Source organism: Bacillus sp. FSL K6-1005, assembly GCF_038000225.1.
GTDB classification, from domain to species: domain Bacteria; phylum Bacillota; class Bacilli; order Bacillales; family Bacillaceae; genus Bacillus; species Bacillus mojavensis.
This window is the reverse complement of sequence record NZ_JBBOBP010000001.1, coordinates 1,255,121-1,279,442: the sequence shown is the minus strand read 5'-3', so window position 1 is coordinate 1,279,442 and position 24,322 is coordinate 1,255,121. Positions and strand designations below refer to the sequence as shown.

Below are 24,322 nucleotides of genomic sequence, written 5' to 3'. Positions count from 1 at the left end.
TTTCCACCTCAATCAGCATAAAAAGTTTCATATTCCGCCCGGGCTTCTATGCACTGTTCGGCCCGTTTGCGGTCATCATCGGATTGAAAACTGATCCTTAAAATCCCGTTAATATCTTCTCTCGTTTCAATAATGCGGATATTCGTTATACTAATGCGTTCCGCAGCAAGTATAGCCGTTATCTCTGAAATTACACCAGGATGATCCGGCACGTCTACGTATAAATCATAAAATGCCGGTATAGCGCCCTTCTGCCGGAGAGGCAGTCCGTCACGGTAGTCCTTTGCCGTTTTAAAATAATTGAATAGTTTTTCGGCATCCCCATGCTCAACATATGCCCGGATCGTTTCAATTTCACGAGTCCACTCATCAAAACGATCTAAAATCTTATCTTTATTATGTAAAAGAATATCACGCCACATTGCAGGACTGCTTGATGCAATCCGGGTAATATCCCGAAAACCGCCGGCTGCAAACCGCTTCACAAGCGGATAAAGCTCTTCCGAGTGATGGGTCTGATGCACAAGACTGGCTGCAACAATATGCGGAAAATGGCTGATCACGCTCGTTACGCCATCATGCTCTTCAGGCGACATTTCTACAAATTGGGCATTCGTCCCTTGCAACAAATATTTTAACTGATCAACGGCTTGTCTGTCCGTTTTATGGCCTGGGGTTAAAATATAAAACGCATTTTCAAACAAAAATTCCTTTGCGGCAGCAACTCCTGATTTATGCGAGCCTGCCATTGGATGCCCTCCGACAAATTGGTAGCCGGCAGGCAGCACTTGATCGGCGTAATGAACCACTTTTTGCTTTGTGCTTCCTACGTCAGTAATCAAAAGCGAATGCTTAATTCCTGAATGAGCCAGTTCATCAAGCATAAGCAGCGTTTGCGCAACAGGTGTGGCGATAATAACGGTTGCAGCTTTTTTCGCGCCGTCAATAAACGAATCAGCACTCTCATCTATCACACCTAATTTTAAAGCAGCGACCACCTGCTCATCTGAGATGTCGACCCCAATAATGCGTTTTTCCGGATGTTTTTTTTTTATGGCTAACGCAATAGAACCGCCTATCAATCCGAGACCGGCGAGCAATATTGTATCTTTGATTTGATTCATTCGTCATCACCTGTTCATAGACTAAAGAGGTGATACTTGATCACCTCTTATAAAATTTCAGCTAAAGTTGCAAGAATTTCCTCGTTTTGCTCTTTCGTCCCGATCGTAATCCGGAGTGAAGTCGGGAATCCTAATGCATTTCCTGATCGGACTATATAACCTTTTTGCAGCAATGCCTGAAACAACTCATCAGACGGGCGGTTAAAGTCTATTAAAACAAAGTTTGTCTGTGAAGGATAGCACTTTAATCCGTGGATTTTCGCAAAATCATAATACTGCTGAAGGCCTGCTTGATTTTTCTCGATGCAAGAGGCGATAAATTCTTGATCGTCAAGCGCTGCAATCGCTGCTGCCTGCCCAAGACGGCTGGTGTTAAACGGCTCTCTGGCCGGCTCTATTTGGCGGATCAATTTTTCGTCTGCAATGCCGTATCCAACTCTAAGCGCCGCCAGACCGTAAGCCTTTGAAAACGTGCGCAATATCATAAGATTGGGGTACGTATTCAAAAGCGGTATGCTTTCCGGGTAATCCTCAGCTGTTACATATTCATAATATGCTTCGTCAAGAACAACGAGGACACGAGAAGGAACACGCTCCAGAAAAGAAATCAATTCTCCTTCAGCTGTATAAGTGCCAGTCGGGTTGTTCGGGCTGCAAATCCAAACAACTTGAGTCTGTTCATCAATCGCTTCAAGCATCGCGTCTAAATCATGAGAGCCGTCAACACGTAGGGCAATTTCACGAACTTCAGCGCCTTCAATCACCGCATTATGCTTATATTGCGGAAAAGTCGGGGCTGCTGCAATCGTGTTTGTTTTGTCGTTTAAAAAAGCCCGGCATAAAATTTGGATGATTTCATCTGAACCATTGCCGAAAATAAGTGATGTTTCGCTGACATTGAGGTGCTCACTAAGCCTTGTCCGCAAAGCGGCGCTATATCCATCGGGATATAACGCAAGCTGTTGAATTTCATGGTGAAGCGCCTCTTTTGCAGCTTCCGAACAGCCATACGGATTTTCGTTTGATGCAAGCTTCACGACTTTATCCAAACCATATTCAGCTTTTACTGCTTCAATTGGTTTACCCGGCTGATAAGGCTTTAGTTGTTTTAAATGTTCTTTGATACGCAAATCCAGTCACCTCATTTTAAACTGTACAAACCGCCAAACATCTTCGCGTAATCTTCAAACTCCTGCACTGCACGATCTCTCGTCTCAATGCTGATGAGCCGATCCTTTAATTCTTCTATCTTTTTGACGAGCGCACTTCCCACTACGACACCGTCACAGATTTCATTCATCTTGACCACCTGCTCGCGGCTGGAAATACCAAACCCTACAGCAACCGGCACAGAGCTGAGATTCTTCACTGTCCGGATAAATCGATAAGCTGATGAATTGAACTCATTTCGGACACCGGTCACACCTAACGAAGATACACAGTAGACGAAGCCCTCGGCTTGTTCAATAATGGTTTTCAAACGGCTTTCGCTTGTCGGTGCAACTAAAGAAATATACGTTACCTCGTGGGTTTTGCATTCCGCTTGAAGGCTGGCACTTTCTTCTAAAGGCAGATCCGGAACAAGCAGGCCGTCTATATGATTTTCCCGCAGTAAAGCGAAAAAGTATTCTTTGTTCAATTGTAACACAGGATTATAATACGTAAAGAGGATAATAGGAATATTGACGCCATTTTTTTTCATTTTTCCGCCTAATTCAATCGCCTTTACAATATTCATCCCATTATCAAGCACCCGTTTTGAAGCCCGCTGAATCACCGGACCGTCTGCCAGCGGATCTGAGTATGCTACACCAATCTCAAGTGCCGTGGCTCCCGCTTTTTGGAGAGACTTAGCCAGTTCGATTGAAACCTCTGGCAACGGATCACCCGCTGTAATAAACGGGATAAACAGCTTTTCCGACTGGTCCTGGTCTATGTTAAACATCCGCTTTCACCTCTTCTTCCAATACGTTCATTAATGTGTTGACATCCTTATCTCCTCTTCCTGATAAACAGACGAGGATAGTTTGATCACGGTCCATCTCTTTTGCGATTTTGAATGCCTTCGCTAATGCATGAGCAGATTCGATCGCTGGTAAGATTCCTTCTTTTTCTGACAATAGTTTTAACGCATCTACTGCTTCTTCATCAGTTATGCTATCGTATGTGACACGGCCGCTTTTATGCAAATAGGCGTGCTCCGGACCAATTCCCGGATAGTCAAGCCCTGCTGAAATTGAATAAGGCTCAATAATTTGACCGTACCCGTCTTGAATGAGGTAAGTGAGCGAACCGTGAATCACGCCTATGGTTCCTTTCGTAATGGTAGCGGCATGAAGCGGGGTATCAATTCCTTTCCCTGCCGCTTCAGCACCGATCAGTTCAACATCTTCGTCTAAAAATGCCTGAAACATGCCTATCGCATTACTTCCGCCGCCTACGCAGGCAACGACTTTATCAGGCAGCGATCCCTCAATATTTTGCAGCTGATCCTTCGCTTCCTCTCCGATCATTTTTTGAAATTCCCGGACAATTTGCGGGTAAGGGTGTGGCCCGACAACCGATCCGATCATGTAAAAATGATCCTCACAATGCTGAACCCAATAGCGGATGGCCTCATTTGTCGCATCCTTCAGTGTCCCGTTTCCGCTTGTAACCGGCACAACCTCCGCTCCAAGAAGCTTCATTCGGAATACGTTCAGAGACTGGCGGGCGACATCCTCCTCACCCATAAATACAATGCAGGAAAAACCAAACTTTGCAGCAACTGTCGCGGCGGCTACCCCGTGCTGCCCTGCACCTGTTTCTGCAATGATTTTCGTTTTGCCCATTTTTTGTGCAAGCAATGCCTGGCCTAAAGCATTGTTGATTTTATGAGAGCCTGTATGGTTTAAATCTTCTCTTTTTAAATAAATTTTAGCGCCGCCTAAATGCTCTGTGACCCGATCGGCATATGTTAATGCGGTCGGTCTGCCGGAATATTCCGCTAACAGCTTCTGATATTCCTCCTGAAAAGCGGGATCATCCTTTATTTCCTTAAATGCTTTTTCAATTTCTTCTAACGGCTGCATAAGAGTTTCGGGAACAAACTTCCCGCCAAAATCGCCGTATCTGCCTATTTCATTTGGATATGGATACATACTGTTTCATCCTTTCTTCTAAGAGCCTAATCAGTTTGACATCTTTTTGTCCGTTCTTTTCTATTCCGCTGGCAAGATCGACTCCGCCCGGTTTCCATTTCAATAAGTCTGCGATTGTGTCGGGATTCACACCGCCTGCGATGAAGCACCGTTTCCCCGTTTGTTCAGCTTTCTGCTGATATTCCGGCACACACTCCCAAGCAAAAGCCACTCCAGTCCCGCCTCTTGCACCTTTTACAGATGAGTCAATCAAAAAACCGTCTACACAATCGTTATAGCGGTCCATTTCCTGAATTGCTGTGCTGTTATGATGGAGCGCCTTCCATATTTCACAATGTGTCAGCAGGCGAAGGGCTTCAGCATCCTTCGGTGTCTCATCACCGTGAAGCTGGATGACGTCTAGTTGCAATTCGTACACTATACGGGCAATCGTTCCCACCGTTTCATTCACAAAAACGCCGACAATCTGTTTTCCGGTGCGAACTTGGCTCAGCCACTTTTTCACATCTGCAGTGGATACTTTTCGTTTACTGTCAGCAAAAATAAAGCCCAGATAATCTGCCTGTGAATCCGCTGCAAGCCGCAGATCCTGCAGCGACCGTATACCGCAATACTTTAATGCCGGTTTTTTCATCTCTTCACTCCCCATACAAAGCATGGATTGCTTTTTGCTGTGAATGTTGTCTCATCAATGACTCACCGATCAGAACAGCTTGGGCCCCATGTTCCTTAACAAATGTTAAATGTTCTAGAGTACCAATGCCGCTTTCACTGACAAGCAAGCATTCTTTCGGAACGAGGGATGCAATCTGTTTTGTCTGTTCGAGTGAAGTTTCAAACGTTTTTAAGTTTCGATTGTTAATACCGAGAATATCAGGTGTGAATACCTTTACTATTTGTTCAAGTGTCGTTTGATCATGAATCTCAACTAACACGTCCATTTCCTTTTCCTTTGCTTCGAGATACAACTCGTGAAGCTGTACGGGATCAAGCACTTCGCCGATTAACAATATGGCATCTGCTCCGATTCTCTTTGATTCCTCCACTTGAATAGAATCAATAATAAAATCTTTTCTTAGCACAGGGATCGAAACAGCACGCTTCACGTCTGATAAATACCTGTTTTTCCCTTGAAAAAACGGAAAGTCAGTTAAAACAGAAAGCGCGTCTGCCTGCGCAGCTTCATAGTCTTTCGCAATCCGCTCCGGAACAAAATCTTCTTTAATGAGCCCTTTTGACGGCGACGCTTTTTTGACTTCGGCAATCAATCCGATAAAACGGTTTGCGTCAGCCAGCGCCTCTTTAAAAGACCGTTTTTCAAAGGGCTGCTCTTCTGGCAGGATAAGAGTTTTGACTTCTTCTTTTTTTTGATTGATTATGTTTTCAAGCATAGATCTCTTCCTCTTTCTGTTTCAGTCTGTCGAGCTGCGCTGCGGCACCTCCGCTTGTAATCGTTTCTAACGCAAGCTCCGTTCCTTCTTTCAGTGTTTCGGCAATACCCGCCGTGTATATCGCAGCGCCGGCATTAAAGGCTGTAATATATAAAGCTGATCGGTTGCTTTTATTTTCAAAAATATTCTGAATCAAATGAGCGCTTTCTGTCGGTGACTGCACCTGTATATCTTCAAGTCTGCCATTTTTGAAGCCAAAGTCTTCGGGTGAAACTGTATATTCCCGGCGCTCTCCATCCTTGATCTCAATCACATCGGTCGGTGATGTAACCGAAAGCTCATCTAGACCGTCACGGCTTGCTGCGAATAGTACATGCTTTGGCTGAAACATTTCGAGTGCGCTTGCCATCAATCCCGCTTTTTCAGCAGAATAGACCCCAATCACCTGACGCTTCGCCTGCAAAGGATTGCTGAGCGGTCCGAGCAGATTAAAAATCGTTCTGAATCCGAGCTCTTTTCTTGTGCCCGCTACATGTTTCATGGACGAATGATAAAGCGGCGCAAAGAGAAATCCCATGTTATTTGTTTCAATGCTGACTCTGACTTCTTCAGGTGTGGTTTGGATTGGAATCCCAAGCTCTTCAAGAACGTCGGCGCTTCCACTTTTAGAAGATACGGAGCGATTGCCGTGCTTAGCAATTTTAGCTCCTGCTGCTGAAGCAACGATTGCCGATGCCGTTGAAATGTTAAAGGTAGAGATGCCGTCACCGCCTGTTCCGCATGTGTCAACCACATCAGGAAGTCCGTCTACCGTAAGGGCATGTGTCCGCATGGCCTTCACAAAGCCCGCCAGCTCCTCTGCAGTTTCGCCCCGATGAGCCAGGATTGACAATATACCACCCATTTCAGAAACAGTCATTTCTGCTGTCATCATCATATTCATAAGCGCTTCAGCTTCAACCGCAGTAAGTGTCTTTCCGTCAACGCACGTTTGCAGAAATTGGTTCATCCGCTTCATCCCCCTTGCTACGAAACATGTCTTCAGCAATATGAATTGTTTTCAGCAGTGCGCCCGCTTTGCTGCAGCTTTCCTCATATTCAGCTTCCGGCACAGAATCAGCAACAATACCTGCTCCAGCCTGTATCGATGCCACACCGTTTTTTACGCTCATGGTGCGGATCGTAATACAGGAGTCGATATTCCTGTCAAATCCGATGTAGGCGATGCAGCCGCCATATGTCTCCCTCGGTGTCGGCTCCAGTTCATTTAAAAGCTGCATGGCACGGATTTTTGGGGCCCCGGTTAAAGTTCCCGCGGGAAAAGCCGACATTAGCGCATCGACAGGGTGAACGCCCTCTTTCAGCCTTCCTGTGACGACTGAAATGATGTGCATGACATGTGAAAATGAAACAATCTTTGTGAACTCCGGCACAGCAACCGATCCATACTCCGCCACTCTGCCGATATCGTTTCGAGCTAGATCAACGAGCATATAATGCTCTGCTTTTTCTTTTTCATCTTTCATGAGCTCAATTTTGAGTTTTTCATCTTCCTTTTTGTCTGCGCCTCTTTTTCTTGTCCCGGCAATCGGATGAATTTCCAAATGCCCGTCTTGAACGTGGATTAACCGTTCCGGAGAGCTGCCGACAATCTCTCTGTCCGGGAGTTTTATATAGTACATATAGGGCGAAGGATTGATGATTCGCAGCACTCTGTACAATTCGAAGGAATCTACTGTTATCGGAATCTCAAATTTTTGCGACAGAACACCTTGAAAGATGTCGCCTGCTTTTATATATTCTTTGATCTTTTCTACATCTGCCATAAACGCTGATTTTTCGTAGTTTGAAGATACTGTATCGAAACTAGGTGTCTTATATGACTCAGATGAAAGAAACAGTTCTTGGATGTTTTTTTGATCCATCATCTTATCAATGAGGCCTTGGAGCTCTCGGTGATTTTTATTGAACACTGCAATTTTTTCAGCTTCAGTTTCTTGTCCATTCAATCTGGCATACTGAATAAAGTGGACGTTTTTTGTTTCATGATCATATGCAATTAATGTGCTGCAAACAAACAGCATACACTTTTCAAATTCCGTTTCCTTTCTGTGGCGAGGAACAGAAGGTTCAATTATGGGAATCATATCATAGCTTAAATACCCGACAGCTCCGCCGACAAAGGGAATGGCAAGCTCTGGCGTTTTGATTTTGTATGCTGCAGTCATCCAATCCAGAACCTCTTTCAATTCTTTTCCAGTGTAAAGGGATCTGCCATTCTCATCTTGAGCAGTAAAATCATTTTGCTGTTCTTTGATCGTGAGAAATGGCTGAAGGCCGATGAACGAATATCTGGACCAATTTGATGTGTCATCCTTGCTTTCTAGAAGGTAAGTGATCTTCCTGTCCAGCTGCTCGATCATTTGGATAGGTGTCAGTGTGTCAACTGTGAATGTCTCCACAATCGGTATGGTGCGGTAGGACATGCTGTCCTCTAAAAATGCAGAAATGTTTGATTGGAAATTCATTGCTCTCACTCCTTATGGCAAGGAGAATGAGAAGTAGGCATGAGAGGGAAAATCAAGATATAACAAATAAACCCAAAAGAAAGGCTTCTTTTGGGTAGAATAAACATACATGTCTCAGCTCAACTAGACTCATTCTCTGCTACCCTATTCTCTAACTCAACTCATTCACTAAGCTTTATACACACTCTTGTGTATTTCTAAGCTGTTCTTATCGTATTACAATTCATTATTTTTTGTCAATGATAAATCGGGTCTTAATACGACCGCTTTTTCCAAATAGACATGTCTGATTTGATGCTGAGGAACATCAGTCTGAACAGTCATCATGACCCTTATACATTTTTTCAGCCCGCCAGTAACATCCATTTCCTGCATGCATGTCACCGGTACATACTGCCAGCCAGAAAGCTCGCGCACAGCTTTTGCCGGAAAAACAGAGTGCAGGTCAGGCGTCGCCGATAGAAGCATTTGCACAACATCTTCCGGCTTTGTTTTGTTTTCTTCTATCATTTTCTCTAACAGCTGTTTGGTTTTTTGTAAAATTTCTTCTTCAGTGTCCTGTTCTACTGTAGTTGCTCCGCGAATTCCACGAATCATCATGATGTCTCCTCCATTCGCCATTTGTTCAGCCAGCTCTCAAGTTCATCTCTCGAAAACGTATGGTCGGCGACTTTTCCTAACTCTTCGAGAACAATGAATTGAATCATACCGCCGCGGGTTTTTTTATCATTCATCATACGGTCTAAAAGCACGGAAGTTGCCGTTTCTTTTTTTATGCGGCTTGGATAGCCCAGGTTCTTAAACCAGCTGACTAAACGATTTCTGTCCATTTCACAGCCGGCTTCCTGTTCACTTATATATAAAGCAAACTGCATACCGAGTGCTACCGCATCACCATGGGTGATCTGTCCGTAGCCATACTCCGCCTCAACTGCGTGGCCAAGCGTATGCCCAAAGTTAAGAAAGGCTCTGATTCCTTCTTCCTTTTCATCCTGCTGAACGACAGACGCTTTAATCGAAATGCCTTTAAAAATCATATCATTCAGCTGCTCGCTGGTAATATCGTTCAGTGAGTGAATATCCAGCAGGTCTTTCAGGAATGCTTTGTCATAAATAAAAGCATGTTTAATCACTTCAGCCATCCCAGACCGAAGCTCTTTTTCCGGAAGGGAACGGAGGAAGTCCGTATCGTAGAGCACGGCTTTTGGCTGATAAAATGCGCCGATCATATTTTTCCCAAGCGGATGGTTTACCGCTACTTTTCCTCCGACCGCGCTGTCATGCGCCAAAAGCGTTGTAGGCATTTGAATGAAATCGATGCCGCGCATAAAAGTGGCAGCCACAAATCCAGCAAGATCTCCTACAACACCGCCTCCAAAAGCGATGATGCATGAGGAGCGATCCATATGAAATCGAATCGCTTCACTCTGCAGTTTCGTATACATATCCATTGATTTCGCCTGCTCTCCGCTCGGCACTGTCACTTTTTTGACAGGCCATTTTTCTTCCAGCAGATGAAGCATTTCATCACCGTACAGGCGATCCACTTCTTCATCGGTAACAAGCATAATGCGTGTGAATGGCCTGTTTAGCGAGGTTAATAGTTCGCAAGCCTTTTTTCTGATTCCTTGTCCGATAAATACAGGATACGAAGAGGAAGCGGTTTGAACATGCAGTGTTCTCATTAAAATTCCCTCGACAGTTTTCTCATATTCTCCACGTTTTCTCTAATTCGGTCAATTTGGTCTAAGCCGAATTGTTCAACAACAGCGTTGGCAATTTCCCATGCAACAGCAGCTTCGGCCACTACACTTGCCGCTGGCACTGCGCAGCTGTCTGAACGTTCAATGCTTGCAGAAAACGGTTCTTTCGTTTCAATATCCACACTTTTCAGCGGTTTATATAATGTCGGAATCGGCTTCATGACTCCGCGGACAACGATTGGCATTCCTGTCGTCATGCCGCCTTCCAATCCGCCAAGTCTGTTCGTAGCACGAGTATATCCTTTTTCTTCGTCCCAAATGATCTCGTCATGAACCTCGCTTCCATTTCTCCCGGCCGCTTCAAAACCGATGCCGAATTCCACACCTTTAAATGCATTAATAGATAGTACTGCCGCAGCAAGCTTGCTGTCCAGTTTACGGTCATAATGAACATAGCTGCCCACGCCCACCGGCATTCCTTCAACAATCACTTCCACAATTCCGCCGATGGAATCTCCGTTTGCCTTCGCTTCGTCAATAGCATCCATCATTTTTTTGCCTGCTTCTTCATCGTAGCATCTGACAGGAGACTCTTCAGTCACACGCTTCAAGTCATCAATTGAAGTATAATCCGTTTTTTCAGCCTTAACTGCCCCGATCTGTAATACGTGGCCCGCTACCTTAATGCCAAGTTCAGAAAGGATCTTTTTAGCGACAGCGCCTGCCGCCACTCTTACGGTCGTTTCACGTGCTGAAGAGCGCTCAAGCACATTTCTCATATCACGGTGGTTATATTTAATCGCACCGTTTAAATCTGCGTGTCCCGGTCTCGGTCTGGAAATTTGGCGTTTCATTTCCTTTTCTTCTTCTTCTGTAATCGGAGCCGCACCCATAATTTTAGTCCAGTGTTTCCAATCGTTATTTTCTACCACAAGAGCAATTGGTGAACCAAGTGTGCGGGCATGGCGCACCCCGCTCATAATTTTCGCCTGGTCCTTTTCGATCTGCATGCGGCGCCCGCGGCCATGGCCTTTCTGGCGTCTGGCAAGCTCAAAGTTAATATCTTCCTCAGTTATGTAAAGCCCCGCAGGCACACCTTCAATAATGGTTGTCAATTGGGGGCCGTGTGATTCACCGGCTGTTAAATATCTCATGACTTCTTCTCCCTTCATCGCATTAACGCTTTTAAGTAAAACTACTATAACATATTTTTCGGTAAAAAGTCAGTCTATCTTTTTTGATAAAAGAATGTATCCGCGGGAGAAAGGCCGAATTTCTCAGGATTAAAAATCTGCTCTGTGCTGCCGACAAAGAGAACCCCATTCTTTTTTAAGCTATGTGCCATTTTTAAATACAGTTCTTCCTTTGCGTTTTCTGTAAAATAAATAAAAACATTGCGGCACACAATCAAATCAAAGTCTTGCTCGTAGCGATCCGCAAGCAAATTATGTTTTTGAAACCTAATGTTCTTCTTTATGTCATGTTTCACTTCATAGCTCTTATCAGCGTTTTGAGTAAAATAACGATCCTTCACAGAAGACGGCACTTCTTGCAAAGACCGCTCCTGATACACGCCTTTTTTCGCTTTTCCCAATGCTTTATCATCTATATCAGTGGCCAAAATCTGATAGCCCGGGAGACCTTTCTGCTGATCTAAAATCATTGCGAGCGTATACGGCTCCTCCCCTGTAGAGCATGCCGCGCTCCATATTTTTAAAGGCTTCGAATGTTTGATTAAAGGCAAAATTGCCGTTTCAAGAACTTCCCATCTTTTATAATTACGATAAAATTCTGAAACATTAATCGTCATTCTGTCTAACGTTTCATTTAAAAGCACCTGATCCTTTTCTAATGCCGCTGCAAAATCCTTAAAGCTTTGAAAACCTTTTTTCTCATAAAGGGATGTCAGCCTCCTCTTCATTTGCGCTTCTTTGTATAAAGTTAAATCAACTCCGGTTAATTGCTTCCATTTGGTTGTAAATACGCTGTATGTATCCATCTCTTCTCTCCTAGTCTCGCTGTCTTTTGTCCTAGTATAGCTTGTTTTATCAGGAAATTGTATTCTTTCAAATAAAAAAAATCAGCTTTTCAGCTGATTTCAGATAATTGGTAAAGACATGGTTGGCCGCCCTGCCGTTTAGCCATATATTCAAGTCAATGTAAACCTTTACAAAAAAGCCGAAACCAGCGATATGGATATGCCAGTTTCGGCTTTTTCAGCAATGATTAATAGATCCAGCCTGTCATAAGTTGTTGATATGGTACTAACTCTTCATCCTTAAAGAAAATATGAATCTCACGCTCAGCGCTTTCAAGAGAATCAGAGCCGTGGATAATATTTTTTCCGACAAACATGCCGAAATCCCCGCGAATGGTGCCTGGCAATGCTTCTTTAGGGTTTGTTTTTCCAATCAGCTGCCTGGTCACTTCAACGACATTTTCGCCTTCCCACACCATCGCAAAAACAGGTCCGGAAGTAATAAACTCAACTAGTTCTCCAAAGAAAGGCTTCCCTTGGTGTTCAGCGTAGTGTTTCTCAGCCATTTGTTCAGTTACTCTCATCAGCTTAGCGCCAGCTAATTGTAAGCCCTTACGTTCGAATCTAGATAAAATCTCCCCGATCAGCTGCCGTTGGACACCGTCCGGTTTCACCATGATAAAAGTCTTTTCCATCACATTCTCCACCCCATCATATGTATGTATAGGCTTTCACATTGCACACCGAAATCGTAACATCTTTCAGATAATTAATCAATCCGGGGCGGAGAATTTTCTTAATATCTACAAAAATTTAAAATTTTCTTTTGCCGATATATTTTGCGATGGCTGCAAGAGAAGAACGCGCACGCCCTCTCGGAAGCGTGTTTAGCTTTTGGAAAGCTTTTTGCAAATACATCTCGCTTACTGCCATTGATGCTTCAATTGCATCTGTTTTTTTGATCTCTTCAATAATAGGCGCAAGCTGTTCTTGTGTCGTCTCGCTGTTAATTAACTTAAGCTGATTCTTTAAAGCTGGGTTTTTTAATGCATATAGGACAGGCAATGTAACATTTCCTTGAAGCAAATCGCCTCCAACCGGTTTACCCAGTTCTTCTTCAGTTGAAGTAAAATCAAGAATATCATCAATGATTTGATAAGACATCCCCACATAATATCCAAACCAGTAGAGCGCCTTATGAATCTTTTCTTCAGCTCCGGACGCAATAGCCCCCAGTTGGCAGCTGACAGCGATAAGAAGAGCAGTTTTTCTTTTTATGCGCCGCAGGTATGTTCTGAGATTCTGTTCCATGTTGTATTTGTCTTTGATTTGTTCAATCTCTCCAAGACACACTTCAACAATGGTCTGCGACAAAATCCGGTGAGCTTTCGGCTCATTAATTCTCGTCATCATTTCAAGAGACCCGGCAAGCATATAATCGCCTGTATACATCGCAATCCGGTTATCCCATTTTGCTTTGATCGTCGGCTTTCCTCGGCGAAGCTCCGCATCGTCAATAACATCATCATGAACCAACGATGCCATATGAATCATTTCCAGAGTGACAGCCACATATTTAATCTTATTGATATCGTAATCGCCAAACATGCCGGAAAGCAGAACGAAGACAGGCCGAATCCGTTTGCCTCCTGCCTGCAATAGATGAAGACCCGCCTCGCTCAAAAGCGGATAATCGGAGCGAACGGTTTGTTCAAGCTCCCTTTCAATTACATCAATATCGTCATTTAAAAAAGAGTAGGCCATTTTAAATTTCATATCATTCACCCAACATCTGTGTTTTCATTTCCATCCGATATGCGTGGCAGCGACTCCGCCAGTAAACGAATGATATTTGACATTTTTCAGACCCGCCTCTTCAAACAGGCCTGCCAGTTCCTTCATACCAGGGAATTCTCTGGCTGACTCTTGGAGCCATGAGTATTCTTTATAGCTTTTTGCAAACAGCTTCCCGAAAAACGGCATAATATACTTAAAGTACATAAAATAAGCCTGTTTAAATCCAAACATTTCAGGCTGTGAGGTTTCCAGGCATACCACTTGTCCGCCAGGCTTCACCACACGTCTCATTTCTTTTAGTACAGTCAAATAATCAGGTACATTACGCAGTCCGAAACCAATTGTTACATAATCAAATGTATTATCATCAAAAGGGAGCTCCATTGCATTTCCGTGCAGCAGTTCGATTTGACTGAAGCCGCCGTCTTTTACTTTCTGTTTGCCGACGCTCAGCATGTTTTCGCTGAAATCCAAGCCCTTTATCTCACCGGTTTTACCGGCTGCTTTTGCAAGAGCAATCGTCCAGTCGGCTGTTCCGCAGCAAACATCGAGAGCTTTGGCGCCTTCTTTTACACCCATAATGCGCATCGTTTTATCACGCCATTTTTTGTGCTGCTGAAAACTGATGACAGAGTTCATTTGGTCGTAGTTTTTATATATTTTTTCAAATACTCCATGTACCCGCTGTTCTTTTGAGTCCTGCATAATGGTTACCCTTCTTCCACTTTCTGATGATAAGTTTGATCTTGGCTGATTGTTTTCAGGCGGTTTAATAAAATATGTTGAATAGGTGAGCTTAGAGGTAGAAGTGACTCAATGCTGTTCTTTGCTTTTTTAAAACACTCTTCCAACATCTCTTCTTTTGTTTTCCCCAGCTGTATAACACTGCCGAGCACATCTAAAAATGTATCATTTCCGTTCATAAGCCGCTTATATACAAAAAAATCACTCGATAGTTTCTTCCAGCGCGGGAGATTGAAATGTTCAGACACCCGATGGAATAAAGCTGATTCAACGATGCCGACACTTTCGAAAAAATGGTGTTCGTCCTTTATCGATCGATCATACAGACGAATTTTATGTTCATTGATTTCTTTAATTGCTGTAGCGAGCGTTCTAATCATATAGATATCCTTCATTTCAGAGAGTAATGAATAGTACAATCCGCTGAAATAATCGCCCGCAAGAACAGTCAATTGGCGGTTCTTGTTTTCGTCTCGTTTTATGACTCTGGCTGTCGTTACTTCATCATGGGTATCAAGGGCGCTTTGTACAAGCATCGCTGTTACAATATAGTTTTCTCTGTCATTGTGTTTTATGTCGGCTTCCTCAAATAATGCATGAAAAAGAAGAAGCTTATCCTCATCAATCTTAGGCGCAGAAATATGCTTCGCTAAATAGGGATGAGACAGCTTTTGTTTTATTTTCGTGTTTAGATTGGCTAAAGTTCCGTAGATGTCTTGCAAAAATATCACCCTTGTCCCCAAATTCACATTTATTTCTAAATCATATGTATGAGTTTTATTTTGTCATAAGATTACGCAGGTATCATTATAGCATAAAAAAAACAAATTGGCTGTATCCACCCGCTGTTTGAGAGCATTTGCTTTGAACAGCGGGGACAGCCAGCTTATTTTTTTTCGCTTTTCATTTCTCCGTATGCGGTTTGAATGAGCGCCTCTCCTCTGACTTTAATGGCAGAAGTATGCTCTGTAAACTGAGCAATGATCACTTCTCCCTTGTCGAGTTTTTCGGAATGGTGAAACTTAGTGTCCGTTCCCCTTGTCAGGCCGATCACATTCACTCCATCCTCAATTGCCTTAATGACGACAAAATCGCTTGAATGCTTTTCGTTCATTTATAGCACCCTCTATCTTTATTAGTCCTGGCGTTTAATATGTTCCAATACTTCTGAACGTGCAGCAGCATCATCTTTGAAAATGCCTCTGACAGCTGAAGTGACTGTTTTGGCGCCCGGCTTTCTTACGCCCCGCATTGTCATGCACATATGTTCCGCTTCAACAACAACCATTACGCCATGCGGATCAAGCGTTTCTACGATGCTTTCTGCAATTGTAGAAGTGATGCGCTCCTGAAGCTGCGGGCGCTTTGCAACTGCCTCAACGGCACGCGCCAATTTGCTGAGCCCTGTGACTTTTCCGCCCCGCGGTATATAGGCAACATGTGCTTTTCCGTAAAAAGGAACAAGGTGATGCTCACACATAGAATGAAACGCGATATCTTTTACAAGAACAAGCTCTTCATGGTCTTCCCCGAAGATAGTCTGGAAATGTTCTTTAGGATCTTCATTCAAGCCGGAGAATACTTCGGCATACATCTTTGCGACTCGTTTCGGAGTATCAAGAAGCCCTTCTCTGTTTGGGTCCTCTCCGATCGCTTCTAAAATTTGACGAACAGCTTGTTCGATTTGTTCTTTATTAACTTCTTTCATGTTCTGTGTCCTCCACCAATGAATACATTTAATTTCGATTCTAGCACATATGCCCCGCTAAAAGCAAAGTGAATGCACACGCTCCTAAAAAATGAAAAGCCCCTTAAGAAGGGGCTTTTCTGTGAAGAAATATAGTGTATGTAAGCTAGATGCATACACGATCTATATTCACAATTATTTTCCGGCAACTGCGTCTTTAAGCGCTTTACCTGGTTTGAAAGCAGGTACTTTGCTTGCTGGAATTTCGATTTCTTCACCTGTTTGAGGGTTGCGTCCTTTACGTGCAGAACGTTCACGCACCTCGAAGTTACCAAAACCGATCAGTTGGATTTTATCACCGTTTTTAAGTGCATCTAAGATCGTATCAAAAACAGAGTCAACTGCTTTTGTCGCGTCTTTTTTAGACAATTCGCTTGCTTCCGCAACCGCATTAATAAGTTCTGTTTTGTTCATGCCTTTCACCTCCTCCCAAAAGGAATACTCAGTTCGTTTATTATCATTTCTTCACAGTTCAGTCTGATTCTAAACCTGCCTGAGAAAAAAATCAGACAAGCAAGAGAAAGACAATTAAACGGCTTTTAAGAAAAACTGCACTCCAAGGAAGGTTTGTCCATCAGAGTGAAGAATTTCTGTATGTAGAGTAACACATATAAAAAGCCATATCAAGCATTTTAAAGCGTCAATCCCTTGCTCGTCAAGGATTTAACGTGATTTACCGAACAAATATTCCTTTTTTTCCTTTTTTCATCCTATTCCTTGATCCTTTTCCAATATTAAGAGCAAAGAAAAAAGACCTCCTATTCTATAAAGAGGTCTTCCCGCATTACAGGATAATGGCGATTAAGCCGCCTGATCCTTCGTTTATGATTCTTTCTAATGTTTCTTTTAATTTATATCGTGCGTTTTCAGGCATCAGTGACAGCTTTGCCTGAATCCCTTCTCTCACAATAGAGCTGAGTGATCTGCCAAAAATGTCAGAGTTCCAAATTGAAAGCGGATCATCCTCAAAGTCCTGCATTAAGTAGCGTACCAGTTCCTCGCTTTGTTTTTCAGTTCCGATAATCGGCGCGAATTCGCTTTCGACATCCACTTTGATCATATGGATTGACGGTGCGACAGCTTTCAATCTCACGCCAAACCTGGAGCCTTGCCGTATAATTTCCGGCTCATCCAGACTCATGTCAGTTAAAGCAGGCGCTGCAATGCCGTATCCCGTCTGTTTGACCATTTTTAAGGCGTCAGACACCTGGTCATATTCCGTTTTCGCATGGGCAAAATCCTGCATCAGCTCTAGCAAGTGGTCTCTGCCCCTGATTTCAACGCCTACCACTTCTTTTAAGATTTGATCATATAAATGGTCCGGCGCATACAAATCAATTTCTGCAACCCCTTGGCCGAGCTCAATCCCTGCTAATCCGGCACTTTCAATAAACTCAAACTCGCTGAATTGACCGACAACCCTGTCGACATCACGGAGCCGTTTAATATCCTTAACAGTTTCCTTTACTGACTCCTGATAGCTCTCGCGAAGCCAATGGTTTTCTTTCAGCACCATGACCCAGCTTGGGAGATTTACATTTACTTCAAGCACCGGAAACTCATAAAGAGCCTCTCTGAGAACATTGAGTACATCGTTTTCACGCATACTTTCTACACTCATTGCCAAAACAGGGATATCGTATTTCTCGCTTAAATCCTGGCGCATCGCCTCTGTTTCCGGGTGATACGGTTTTACTGAGTTAATGACCATAATAAAGGGTTTTCCGACTTCTTTCAGCTCTTCAATGACTCTTTCTTCTGCCTCTATATAGTCACTTCTGGCGATATCACCAATCGTGCCGTCTGTCGTAATGACCACTCCGATGGTCGAATGCTCTTGAATCACCTTCCGCGTTCCGATTTCAGCAGCCTCATGGAACGGGATTGGTTCTTCGTACCAAGGCGTATTAATCATCCGCGGACCGTTTTCATCCTCGTATCCTTTTGCACCCGGCACTGTGTAGCCTACACAATCTACTAATCTTATATTGACATCGAGTCCGTCTGATACATGAACAGACATCGCCTGATTCGGAACAAATTTAGGCTCTGTAGTCATAATCGTTTTTCCGGCTGCGCTTTGCGGCAGTTCATCCTGCGCACGTGCCCGGTCTGCTTCATTGCTGATATTCGGGAGCACCACAAGCTCCATAAATTTCTTAATAAACGTGGATTTCCCTGTACGGACAGCACCAACGACTCCTAAGTATATATCGCCTCCTGTTCGTTCAGCGATATCCTTGAAAATATCGACCTTTTCCAAGTGATCCCCTCCCGGACTTCCTATCCTTATCAATTTTATTAACCTTTTTCAATCAAACACAGGACACTATATGTGTATGACGTTGTCCTATTTCAATATGACATCTTTAGAAAATTTTTCATCCTTAATCTATTAAAGTATAAGAAAACCTTTCTCCCTATTTGTATGCAAGGGAGAAAGGTTCATTCCTTTTTTATATCATTTTCTAAAAAAACAGGTTCTTGTTTGTCATTAACGGTATATTTCACTGAAAATGCGGGGACGAAAGGCGTCTCTTCCCATATCATGTCCTGTATTTCCGTGCCGGGTTTAAACGTTTTTTTGCTTTTTTTGAGACAGGAAACGAGCTCTGTCCGATAGTCAGCATAAATTTCTCCGTCTCCGTCAATCATAAGCGGCAGGGAATTTCCTGAGATTGGGCTTGTGACAGAAAGAGAGTCAGCCTCCCCTAGTTTTTTCCCATCAAGTGTAAACAAGTCCCGCGCTAATACATCCTGATATGGCGGATATTTATGTTCTTGGCGGTACATTTGAACGCGCAATTTGATATCTCGTATTTTTTCAGCCATCTTTACATCAATCAGTTTAACAGTCGGATTGTCCTCTACATCGACAAGCACGTATTGATAGTCTCCGCCGCTTTCATATGCCGTGCTTGGAGGTTCGGCCATATATCTCGGCGCTAAACGGTTAAAATCTATCGGATATTTTTGATAAAGCGGTGTTGACATATCTTTTGTTTGAATCGGTAGCAGTCCTCCGTTTGCCTTTTGAAATTCATCAACGGCAGATTGAACCAGCTTTAATTGGTCCTGATATGGAGTGGCTTGTACACTGCTTTTCCGCTCATGTGGATATAAACATCCTGATAAGAAAATCACTGCTACAAAGATCATAGCGCACTTCAGTTTAACCATACAGCACTTCCTTTTACAGCTTTATTCATTAACAGGGCCGCTGAATACCACCACAAATACAATAATTCCTGAAATCAATACACACATGTAAGCAAACGATGAAACCGCAATCTTCAGAAAACGGTTTCGGCATTTAAAACGGCTTAAATAGATGCACGCTACGGCCAGAAACATCAGCCCCATGGAACCAAGAGCAAACCACATTTTGATCAATGCCAGACTCAAATAAACCGCGCCCCCTCCGACATTTGTTTTGTAAGCGTTATATTTTATTTTAATATACAGGGCTTGAAAAGATCAACCAGATTTTCCATCCTTTGATAGAATAAAAAAACTGAAGCAAAGAGGGGGACTTTGCTTCAGTCAAGTTGACTATATTCACCTACGTTTAAGAAACACTCTCTTGGACTTCGATGCTATAGTATGCGACGTTGCATACAGATGCATCCTCTCTTGCCTAAATCGGCAAAATGTTTCAGGAGATCCCAAGGTCTGGGTATTCTTCTGTGTTTCGGGCTTTCGTGCAATTAGAATATGCGGACTTTTATTCCGTTGCCACTTTTATTTTACTTGGTTATCAAATGTATTCACCAAGTCCTCCATCTCGTGGGTTTTCCCTCTCGCCATTAAGGATTCAACAGCGGTTTCTACCTTTTGTCCATTAAATAGGACTTGATGGAGGGCTTCTGTAATTGGCATTTGCACCTGATATTTTTCTGAAAGCTGGTAAGCCGCTTTTGTCGTGCGCACTCCCTCAACGACCATTCCCATTTCTTCAAGAACGTCCTCAAGCTTGTACCCTTTTCCGAGTAAATTGCCGGCACGCCAGTTTCTGGAGTGAACACTTGTGCACGTAACAATCAGGTCGCCGACACCTGTCAAACCGGAAAACGTTAGCGGATTCCCGCCCATTTTTGTGCCGAGTCTTGCAATTTCAGCAAGACCACGCGTAATCAAAGCAGCCTTGGCATTATCGCCGTATCCTAAGCCGTCTGTGATGCCAGCAGCAAGGGCGATAATATTTTTCAGAGCGCCTCCGATTTCTACACCGATAATATCAGGATTTGTGTACACCCGAAAATTGTGATTTATAAATAGATCCTGCACCTCTTCTGCAGCCTGCATGCTCTTTGAAGAGGAAGTGACGGTTGTCGGATGCCGGAGTCCTACTTCTTCAGCATGGCTCGGCCCGGAGAGCACAACAATGTCCTTTCTGACTTCACTCGGGAGCTCAATTTCCATAATTTCAGAAATGCGCAGGAGTGAATCCGGCTCTATCCCCTTACTCACATGAACAAAGACTGCTTTTTTCGTCATAAAAGGCACTGCCTGTCTCAACACTTCCCGAATCGCTTTGGTTGGTACAGCAACTATGATGAAATCTGCGTCTGTAACAGCTTCTTTCATATTAGTTGTCCCTTTCATAGTTGTAGGCAGCTTAACATTAGGCAAATAGTCTTTATTCTCATGCAGCTCATTGATTTGATGTATTAACTCTGCACGGTGAGCCCAAACGCACACTTCATTACCGTTATCGGTTAAAACTAAAGCCAGCGCGGTTCCCCAGCTCCCTGCTCCAAGCATTGTTACTTTTTTCATTTTGATTCACACCTTTTTATTTTCTAGCTCTTGCAAATATTTTGATTGGTGTTCCCTCAAAACCGAACGCGTCTCTGATTCGGTTTTCTAAAAATCGTTCGTATGAAAAATGCATCAGTTCCGGATCGTTTACAAACACAACAAAACTCGGCGGCTTCACCGCAACTTGAGTCGCATAATAAATTTTCAAGCGCGACCCGTTATGAGTCGGTGTCGGGTTCATTGCTACAGCATCCATAATGATGTCATTTAAGACATTCGTCTGGACACGAAGTGAGTGATTTTCACTCGCTTTAATGATTGCAGGCATGAGCGTATGAATCCGTTTTGTCGTTAATGCTGACATGAACAGAATCGGTGCATAGTCAAGGAATTGAAAATGATCGCGGATATTTTGTTCAAATTCTTTCATCGTGCTCTCATCTTTATCAACAGCATCCCATTTATTCACTACGATTACGACAGCCTTGCCTGCTTCATGTGCGTATCCCGCGATGCGCTTGTCCTGTTCGATAATGCCTTCCTCACCGTCAAGCACCACCGCAACAACTTCGGAGCGGTCGATGGCTTTCAGTGCCCGCAGCACGCTGTACTTTTCAGTCGTTTCATATACTTTACCTTTTTTTCTCATGCCGGCAGTGTCTACAATGACAAAATCTTGCTGGTTATAAGTAAATGTTGTATCAACGGCATCTCTAGTCGTTCCCGCCACGTTACTCACAATGACACGGTCTTCGCCAAGAATCGCGTTTACCAGAGAAGACTTCCCTACATTCGGGCGTCCGATTAGGCAAAATTGAACGACTTCATCATCGTATTTTGTTTCAGGGATGTTTTTGAAATGCTCTGCTGCGGCATCCAATAAATCACCGAGTCCCAGCCCGTGTGTTCCTGAAACCGGATAAGGTTCACCAAAGCCCAACGAATAAAAATCATAAATATTCGCTCTCATTTCTGTGTTATCCAGTTTATTTACCGCTAAAACAACAGGCTTTTTCGTGCGGTACAAAATTTTCGCTACTTCTTCATCAGCAGCTGTCACACCTTCACGGCCATTCACCATAAAAATAATGACATCCGCTTCATCCATGGCGATTTCAGCCTGCTCGCGTATCTGTGTTAGAAACGGCTCATCACCGATATCAATACCGCCCGTATCAATCAAATTAAAATCATAATTCAGCCATTCAGCCGAGCTGTATATCCGATCCCTTGTCACTCCAGGGGTATCTTCTACTATTGAAATTCTCTCACCCGCAATCCGATTAAAGATTGTGGATTTTCCTACATTCGGTCTCCCGACAATGGCTACGACAGGTTTACCCATAGTACCCTTCCTTTCGATCCAGCCGCTTTCATTTTTACATAAATTCTCAACCGGTTATTTAAATCATCTCATTCACTTTTATGAAAAGAAACCCTTCAGAGGAAGGGCTTAACTCATTTATTATATCAGTTTTTACTGGGATCACAACTATTCTTAAAAATGTTTCACGATCAAATAGACATCTTCCCCAATTCTATGGGCAATTCCGTCAAGGATCGCCTCAAGGTTTTTAGCGAAAAGCTCCATCTCTTTTTGGTCATCACAAAAAAAGATAGGTGTCCCTCCCGAAGCCCGGTTCCGGTTTGTTGTGATGACAGACAAAATCACTTTCGTCAGCGATTCACTCATCCTATCACCTTATCCTGTTTTTTGATAAATTCCGTAGGCATTCTGATTGCATTTTCCAAGGTCGGAACATTGCTGATAATCTGAACAGCTGTATCCGGGTGATGAATTTGCGGCAGGACAAAAACACCCACTCTTCCGTCATTAAGATCCCGTTTCGCAATTGGCGTCAGGGACGGCTCCCCTGAGTCCCGATACACTCCCAGCACATTGGAAACATCAAATAATATGGCCTGACGCTGACCCAGGTTGGCAATGGTTGCAGCTGAATTAAAATTTTTAGGCGTTAAAATAAACCCCATGCCATGCTTTAAAATCAGCTCCTGTTTCTCTGGAAGTCCAATGTTCATCATATAAATATTATCAACAAAAAGACCCGGCCCTTCAAAGTGAGGCTCTATGTACTCGATATCCACAATATCTTTCAATACACTGCCGGACATAAATTTCATTGCCAACAAAAAACAAACAACAGCGGTTATAACCGCAACCCAGATTGAGAAAAACACGTACGCCGATGTTGTCAATAGAGCAGTAAAGATTACGATATAATTTCTGCTTTCAAATGCAATGGCGATTCCTTCAATATAAGTGCTTCCTCTTGAAACAAGTTCGTACGAATCCATTTGTGTCAGCGTATTCCGCTCCATATTTCTGACATCTCTGAATTGAGTGGCTGCAAGAGTCAAAAACGTGATAGCCGTAAACTCCTCCTGCAATAGCGCAGGCATAATAATTGCCCCTAACCCTGCTGCAATAAGCCCAAGTGCAATATGAATGACTTTCCCATGAATATAGGTTGGATACTGGCGGTAATCTGTTTTCAGCATATACAGCCTTGTGGCGACTCCTGCTACGACCCCCGCAATAATCGGATAGATGTAATCGCTCATGACATTTTAGTAGCTCCTTTGTTTGATCTTTTGCCTCTATGGCCAATTTGACTGGCAAGCTGTTCATATTTTGATATACCAAACAGCAATATCATCCCTGCAGAGCATGCGTTTAGCCATTGAAAACCTCCAACAGCCGTATGCCCTGCCAATTGTTGAATGACAAAAGAATACACCAGTTCGCCTTGGCACATTCCAAGGACATATAAGGCAAGCTGCTTCTGAAAATCCCTTTCAACAGAAGCAGTCAAAAGCACACATAATACAACAGCGGCCCACTCAGGTTTTATGATGAACCAAACTGGATCATATAATGCAAAAAGATAAACAAACGCATACCCGGACACAAGCGTCAGGTGCACCATGATATAGCGAAATCGTTTATACATCCCGAAATATCCGGCATAGACGCACCCGCAAACGAAAAACATCACGTATGCCGCATTCAGTGAAAAATATAAAGTAAAGTGATGTATGCTTAAGATGATATTAGTCAAAATAAATAATGAGACGGCAAATCGCCTTTTCGTCTTTCCAAGAATAAAGGTTGTCAGTACCCACAAAAACCACATTGACCAATAATAATAAAATTGTTCCATATCGCTTCCTCCATACTCCCAGTATGGAGTCTAAACACTTTTTTTAAACAAACCGCCTCACGTAAAGGAGAATGATCATGGGAAAAGACAGACAGGAGAAAAAACTCAAGGCTTCTGGCAGAGTGGAATCAGACCGAGACCAATCGATTCACTATGACGGAGCCACCAGCCTTGAACAAAACGGTAAATTCAAAAAGCGTAAATCATAATACAAAAAGCCCAAAACT

28 protein-coding genes are annotated in these 24,322 nt (G+C 43.3%); 1 reads left to right on the top strand and 27 read right to left on the bottom strand.

What is annotated here, in order from left to right; translation table 11 throughout:
- Window positions 1-8: 8 nt before the first annotated feature.
- From NST16_RS06675 to NST16_RS06545, 27 genes are all read right to left on the bottom strand, one after another.
- Window positions 9-1,124: a prephenate dehydrogenase gene (locus NST16_RS06675; protein ID WP_029441341.1), complete on the bottom strand. Its 1,116-nt coding sequence runs from the start codon at window positions 1,122-1,124 to the stop codon at window positions 9-11.
- Between the two features lie 47 nt (window positions 1,125-1,171).
- Window positions 1,172-2,254: a histidinol-phosphate transaminase gene (gene hisC / locus NST16_RS06670; protein ID WP_340885027.1), complete on the bottom strand. Its 1,083-nt coding sequence runs from the start codon at window positions 2,252-2,254 to the stop codon at window positions 1,172-1,174.
- An 11-nt stretch (window positions 2,255-2,265) separates the two neighbouring features.
- Window positions 2,266-3,069 carry a tryptophan synthase subunit alpha gene (trpA, locus tag NST16_RS06665; protein WP_168748126.1) on the bottom strand — a complete coding sequence of 268 codons (804 nt, stop codon included), beginning with the start codon at window positions 3,067-3,069 and terminating at the stop codon, window positions 2,266-2,268.
- Window positions 3,062-4,264, bottom strand: a complete 1,203-nt coding sequence (gene trpB / locus NST16_RS06660; protein WP_340885024.1) for a tryptophan synthase subunit beta — start codon at window positions 4,262-4,264, stop codon at window positions 3,062-3,064. The genes trpA and trpB overlap by 8 nt, the downstream gene beginning before the upstream one ends.
- Window positions 4,245-4,898, bottom strand: coding sequence for a phosphoribosylanthranilate isomerase (locus NST16_RS06655; protein ID WP_340885020.1), 654 nt, complete (start codon window positions 4,896-4,898; stop codon window positions 4,245-4,247). The genes trpB and NST16_RS06655 overlap by 20 nt, the downstream gene beginning before the upstream one ends.
- 4 nt (window positions 4,899-4,902) lie before the next feature.
- Window positions 4,903-5,655, bottom strand: a complete 753-nt coding sequence (gene trpC / locus NST16_RS06650) for an indole-3-glycerol phosphate synthase TrpC (RefSeq protein ID WP_268449425.1) — start codon at window positions 5,653-5,655, stop codon at window positions 4,903-4,905.
- Window positions 5,648-6,664, bottom strand: coding sequence for an anthranilate phosphoribosyltransferase (trpD, locus tag NST16_RS06645; protein WP_268449427.1), 1,017 nt, complete (start codon window positions 6,662-6,664; stop codon window positions 5,648-5,650). The genes trpC and trpD overlap by 8 nt, the downstream gene beginning before the upstream one ends.
- Window positions 6,636-8,183: an anthranilate synthase component I gene (trpE, locus tag NST16_RS06640; RefSeq protein ID WP_340885015.1), complete on the bottom strand. Its 1,548-nt coding sequence runs from the start codon at window positions 8,181-8,183 to the stop codon at window positions 6,636-6,638. The genes trpD and trpE overlap by 29 nt, the downstream gene beginning before the upstream one ends.
- A gap of 216 nt (window positions 8,184-8,399) precedes the next feature.
- Window positions 8,400-8,783 (bottom strand): chorismate mutase, encoded by a 384-nt coding sequence (gene aroH / locus NST16_RS06635; protein WP_029441343.1) that lies wholly within the window; start codon window positions 8,781-8,783, stop codon window positions 8,400-8,402.
- Window positions 8,780-9,868: a 3-dehydroquinate synthase gene (gene aroB, locus NST16_RS06630; protein ID WP_340885010.1), complete on the bottom strand. Its 1,089-nt coding sequence runs from the start codon at window positions 9,866-9,868 to the stop codon at window positions 8,780-8,782. The genes aroH and aroB overlap by 4 nt, the downstream gene beginning before the upstream one ends.
- Window positions 9,868-11,040, bottom strand: coding sequence for a chorismate synthase (gene aroC, locus NST16_RS06625; protein ID WP_268449433.1), 1,173 nt, complete (start codon window positions 11,038-11,040; stop codon window positions 9,868-9,870). The genes aroB and aroC overlap by 1 nt, the downstream gene beginning before the upstream one ends.
- A 74-nt stretch (window positions 11,041-11,114) precedes the next feature.
- A complete protein-coding gene (cheR, locus tag NST16_RS06620) occupies window positions 11,115-11,885 on the bottom strand; it encodes a protein-glutamate O-methyltransferase CheR (RefSeq protein WP_340885006.1) in 771 nt (256 codons plus the stop codon).
- Window positions 11,886-12,112: 227 nt separating this feature from the next.
- Entirely contained in the window at window positions 12,113-12,562 is a 450-nt protein-coding gene (gene ndk / locus NST16_RS06615) for a nucleoside-diphosphate kinase (RefSeq protein WP_340885002.1), read from the bottom strand.
- Window positions 12,563-12,677: 115 nt separating this feature from the next.
- Entirely contained in the window at window positions 12,678-13,640 is a 963-nt protein-coding gene (gene hepT, locus NST16_RS06610) for a heptaprenyl diphosphate synthase component II (protein WP_024121868.1), read from the bottom strand.
- 24 nt (window positions 13,641-13,664) lie between these two features.
- The gene (gene menG / locus NST16_RS06605) at window positions 13,665-14,366 is read right to left on the bottom strand and encodes a demethylmenaquinone methyltransferase (RefSeq protein ID WP_029441346.1); all 702 of its coding nucleotides are present in this window, start codon (window positions 14,364-14,366) and stop codon (window positions 13,665-13,667) included.
- A 5-nt stretch (window positions 14,367-14,371) separates the two neighbouring features.
- Entirely contained in the window at window positions 14,372-15,127 is a 756-nt protein-coding gene (hepS, locus tag NST16_RS06600; RefSeq protein ID WP_010334743.1) for a heptaprenyl diphosphate synthase component 1, read from the bottom strand.
- A 164-nt stretch (window positions 15,128-15,291) separates the two neighbouring features.
- Window positions 15,292-15,519, bottom strand: coding sequence for a trp RNA-binding attenuation protein MtrB (gene mtrB / locus NST16_RS06595; protein ID WP_024121871.1), 228 nt, complete (start codon window positions 15,517-15,519; stop codon window positions 15,292-15,294).
- A 21-nt stretch (window positions 15,520-15,540) separates the two neighbouring features.
- Window positions 15,541-16,113 carry a GTP cyclohydrolase I FolE gene (gene folE, locus NST16_RS06590; protein WP_010334745.1) on the bottom strand — a complete coding sequence of 191 codons (573 nt, stop codon included), beginning with the start codon at window positions 16,111-16,113 and terminating at the stop codon, window positions 15,541-15,543.
- Between the two features lie 174 nt (window positions 16,114-16,287).
- Window positions 16,288-16,566, bottom strand: a complete 279-nt coding sequence (gene hbs, locus NST16_RS06585; protein WP_003153447.1) for a non-specific DNA-binding protein Hbs — start codon at window positions 16,564-16,566, stop codon at window positions 16,288-16,290.
- A gap of 370 nt (window positions 16,567-16,936) precedes the next feature.
- Complete coding sequence (spoIVA, locus tag NST16_RS06580) at window positions 16,937-18,415, bottom strand: stage IV sporulation protein A (RefSeq protein WP_010334746.1); 1,479 nt, start codon at window positions 18,413-18,415, stop codon at window positions 16,937-16,939.
- A gap of 182 nt (window positions 18,416-18,597) precedes the next feature.
- Window positions 18,598-19,332 (bottom strand): hypothetical protein, encoded by a 735-nt coding sequence (locus NST16_RS06575; RefSeq protein ID WP_168748136.1) that lies wholly within the window; start codon window positions 19,330-19,332, stop codon window positions 18,598-18,600.
- A 21-nt stretch (window positions 19,333-19,353) separates the two neighbouring features.
- Complete coding sequence (locus NST16_RS06570) at window positions 19,354-19,557, bottom strand: DUF2768 domain-containing protein (protein WP_024121873.1); 204 nt, start codon at window positions 19,555-19,557, stop codon at window positions 19,354-19,356.
- Between the two features lie 336 nt (window positions 19,558-19,893).
- Window positions 19,894-20,931 carry an NAD(P)H-dependent glycerol-3-phosphate dehydrogenase gene (locus tag NST16_RS06565; protein ID WP_326202857.1) on the bottom strand — a complete coding sequence of 346 codons (1,038 nt, stop codon included), beginning with the start codon at window positions 20,929-20,931 and terminating at the stop codon, window positions 19,894-19,896.
- Between the two features lie 16 nt (window positions 20,932-20,947).
- Complete coding sequence (der, locus tag NST16_RS06560) at window positions 20,948-22,258, bottom strand: ribosome biogenesis GTPase Der (protein WP_010334750.1); 1,311 nt, start codon at window positions 22,256-22,258, stop codon at window positions 20,948-20,950.
- A 153-nt stretch (window positions 22,259-22,411) separates the two neighbouring features.
- Window positions 22,412-22,606 (bottom strand): capping complex subunit for YIEGIA, encoded by a 195-nt coding sequence (locus NST16_RS06555; protein WP_010334751.1) that lies wholly within the window; start codon window positions 22,604-22,606, stop codon window positions 22,412-22,414.
- The gene (locus tag NST16_RS06550) at window positions 22,603-23,496 is read right to left on the bottom strand and encodes a YIEGIA family protein (RefSeq protein WP_010334752.1); all 894 of its coding nucleotides are present in this window, start codon (window positions 23,494-23,496) and stop codon (window positions 22,603-22,605) included. The genes NST16_RS06555 and NST16_RS06550 overlap by 4 nt, the downstream gene beginning before the upstream one ends.
- Window positions 23,493-24,095, bottom strand: a complete 603-nt coding sequence (locus NST16_RS06545) for a YphA family membrane protein (protein ID WP_229147050.1) — start codon at window positions 24,093-24,095, stop codon at window positions 23,493-23,495. The genes NST16_RS06550 and NST16_RS06545 overlap by 4 nt, the downstream gene beginning before the upstream one ends.
- A gap of 77 nt (window positions 24,096-24,172) precedes the next feature.
- On the opposite strand from NST16_RS06545, the gene NST16_RS06540 reads away from it, so the two are divergent.
- The gene (locus tag NST16_RS06540; RefSeq protein WP_010334754.1) at window positions 24,173-24,304 is read left to right on the top strand and encodes a YpzI family protein; all 132 of its coding nucleotides are present in this window, start codon (window positions 24,173-24,175) and stop codon (window positions 24,302-24,304) included.
- Window positions 24,305-24,322 lie beyond the last annotated feature (18 nt).

Bases quoted from the DNA above. Each gene is read 5' to 3' on its own strand.
- cheR (WP_340885006.1), bottom strand. From the start codon at position 11,885: ATGGATACATACAGCGTATTTACAACCAAATGGAAGCAATTAACCGGA.
- aroC (WP_268449433.1), bottom strand. From the start codon at position 11,040: ATGAGATATTTAACAGCCGGTGAATCACACGGCCCCCAATTGACAACC.
- NST16_RS06545 (WP_229147050.1), bottom strand. From the start codon at position 24,095: ATGGAACAATTTTATTATTATTGGTCAATGTGGTTTTTGTGGGTACTG.
- NST16_RS06675 (WP_029441341.1), bottom strand. From the start codon at position 1,124: ATGAATCAAATCAAAGATACAATATTGCTCGCCGGTCTCGGATTGATA.
- trpB (WP_340885024.1), bottom strand. From the start codon at position 4,264: ATGTATCCATATCCAAATGAAATAGGCAGATACGGCGATTTTGGCGGG.
- trpA (WP_168748126.1), bottom strand. From the start codon at position 3,069: ATGTTTAACATAGACCAGGACCAGTCGGAAAAGCTGTTTATCCCGTTT.
- trpE (WP_340885015.1), bottom strand. From the start codon at position 8,183: ATGAATTTCCAATCAAACATTTCTGCATTTTTAGAGGACAGCATGTCC.
- aroH (WP_029441343.1), bottom strand. From the start codon at position 8,783: ATGATGATTCGTGGAATTCGCGGAGCAACTACAGTAGAACAGGACACT.
- NST16_RS06540 (WP_010334754.1), top strand. From the start codon at position 24,173: ATGGGAAAAGACAGACAGGAGAAAAAACTCAAGGCTTCTGGCAGAGTG.
- trpD (WP_268449427.1), bottom strand. From the start codon at position 6,664: ATGAACCAATTTCTGCAAACGTGCGTTGACGGAAAGACACTTACTGCG.
- NST16_RS06555 (WP_010334751.1), bottom strand. From the start codon at position 22,606: ATGAGTGAATCGCTGACGAAAGTGATTTTGTCTGTCATCACAACAAAC.
- NST16_RS06575 (WP_168748136.1), bottom strand. From the start codon at position 19,332: ATGGTTAAACTGAAGTGCGCTATGATCTTTGTAGCAGTGATTTTCTTA.
- mtrB (WP_024121871.1), bottom strand. From the start codon at position 15,519: ATGAACGAAAAGCATTCAAGCGATTTTGTCGTCATTAAGGCAATTGAG.
- hepT (WP_024121868.1), bottom strand. From the start codon at position 13,640: ATGAAATTTAAAATGGCCTACTCTTTTTTAAATGACGATATTGATGTA.
- NST16_RS06550 (WP_010334752.1), bottom strand. From the start codon at position 23,496: ATGAGCGATTACATCTATCCGATTATTGCGGGGGTCGTAGCAGGAGTC.
- trpC (WP_268449425.1), bottom strand. From the start codon at position 5,655: ATGCTTGAAAACATAATCAATCAAAAAAAAGAAGAAGTCAAAACTCTT.
- NST16_RS06565 (WP_326202857.1), bottom strand. From the start codon at position 20,931: ATGAAAAAAGTAACAATGCTTGGAGCAGGGAGCTGGGGAACCGCGCTG.
- aroB (WP_340885010.1), bottom strand. From the start codon at position 9,868: ATGAGAACACTGCATGTTCAAACCGCTTCCTCTTCGTATCCTGTATTT.
- der (WP_010334750.1), bottom strand. From the start codon at position 22,258: ATGGGTAAACCTGTCGTAGCCATTGTCGGGAGACCGAATGTAGGAAAA.
- NST16_RS06655 (WP_340885020.1), bottom strand. From the start codon at position 4,898: ATGAAAAAACCGGCATTAAAGTATTGCGGTATACGGTCGCTGCAGGAT.
- folE (WP_010334745.1), bottom strand. From the start codon at position 16,113: ATGAAAGAAGTTAATAAAGAACAAATCGAACAAGCTGTTCGTCAAATT.
- hbs (WP_003153447.1), bottom strand. From the start codon at position 16,566: ATGAACAAAACAGAACTTATTAATGCGGTTGCGGAAGCAAGCGAATTG.
- menG (WP_029441346.1), bottom strand. From the start codon at position 14,366: ATGCAGGACTCAAAAGAACAGCGGGTACATGGAGTATTTGAAAAAATA.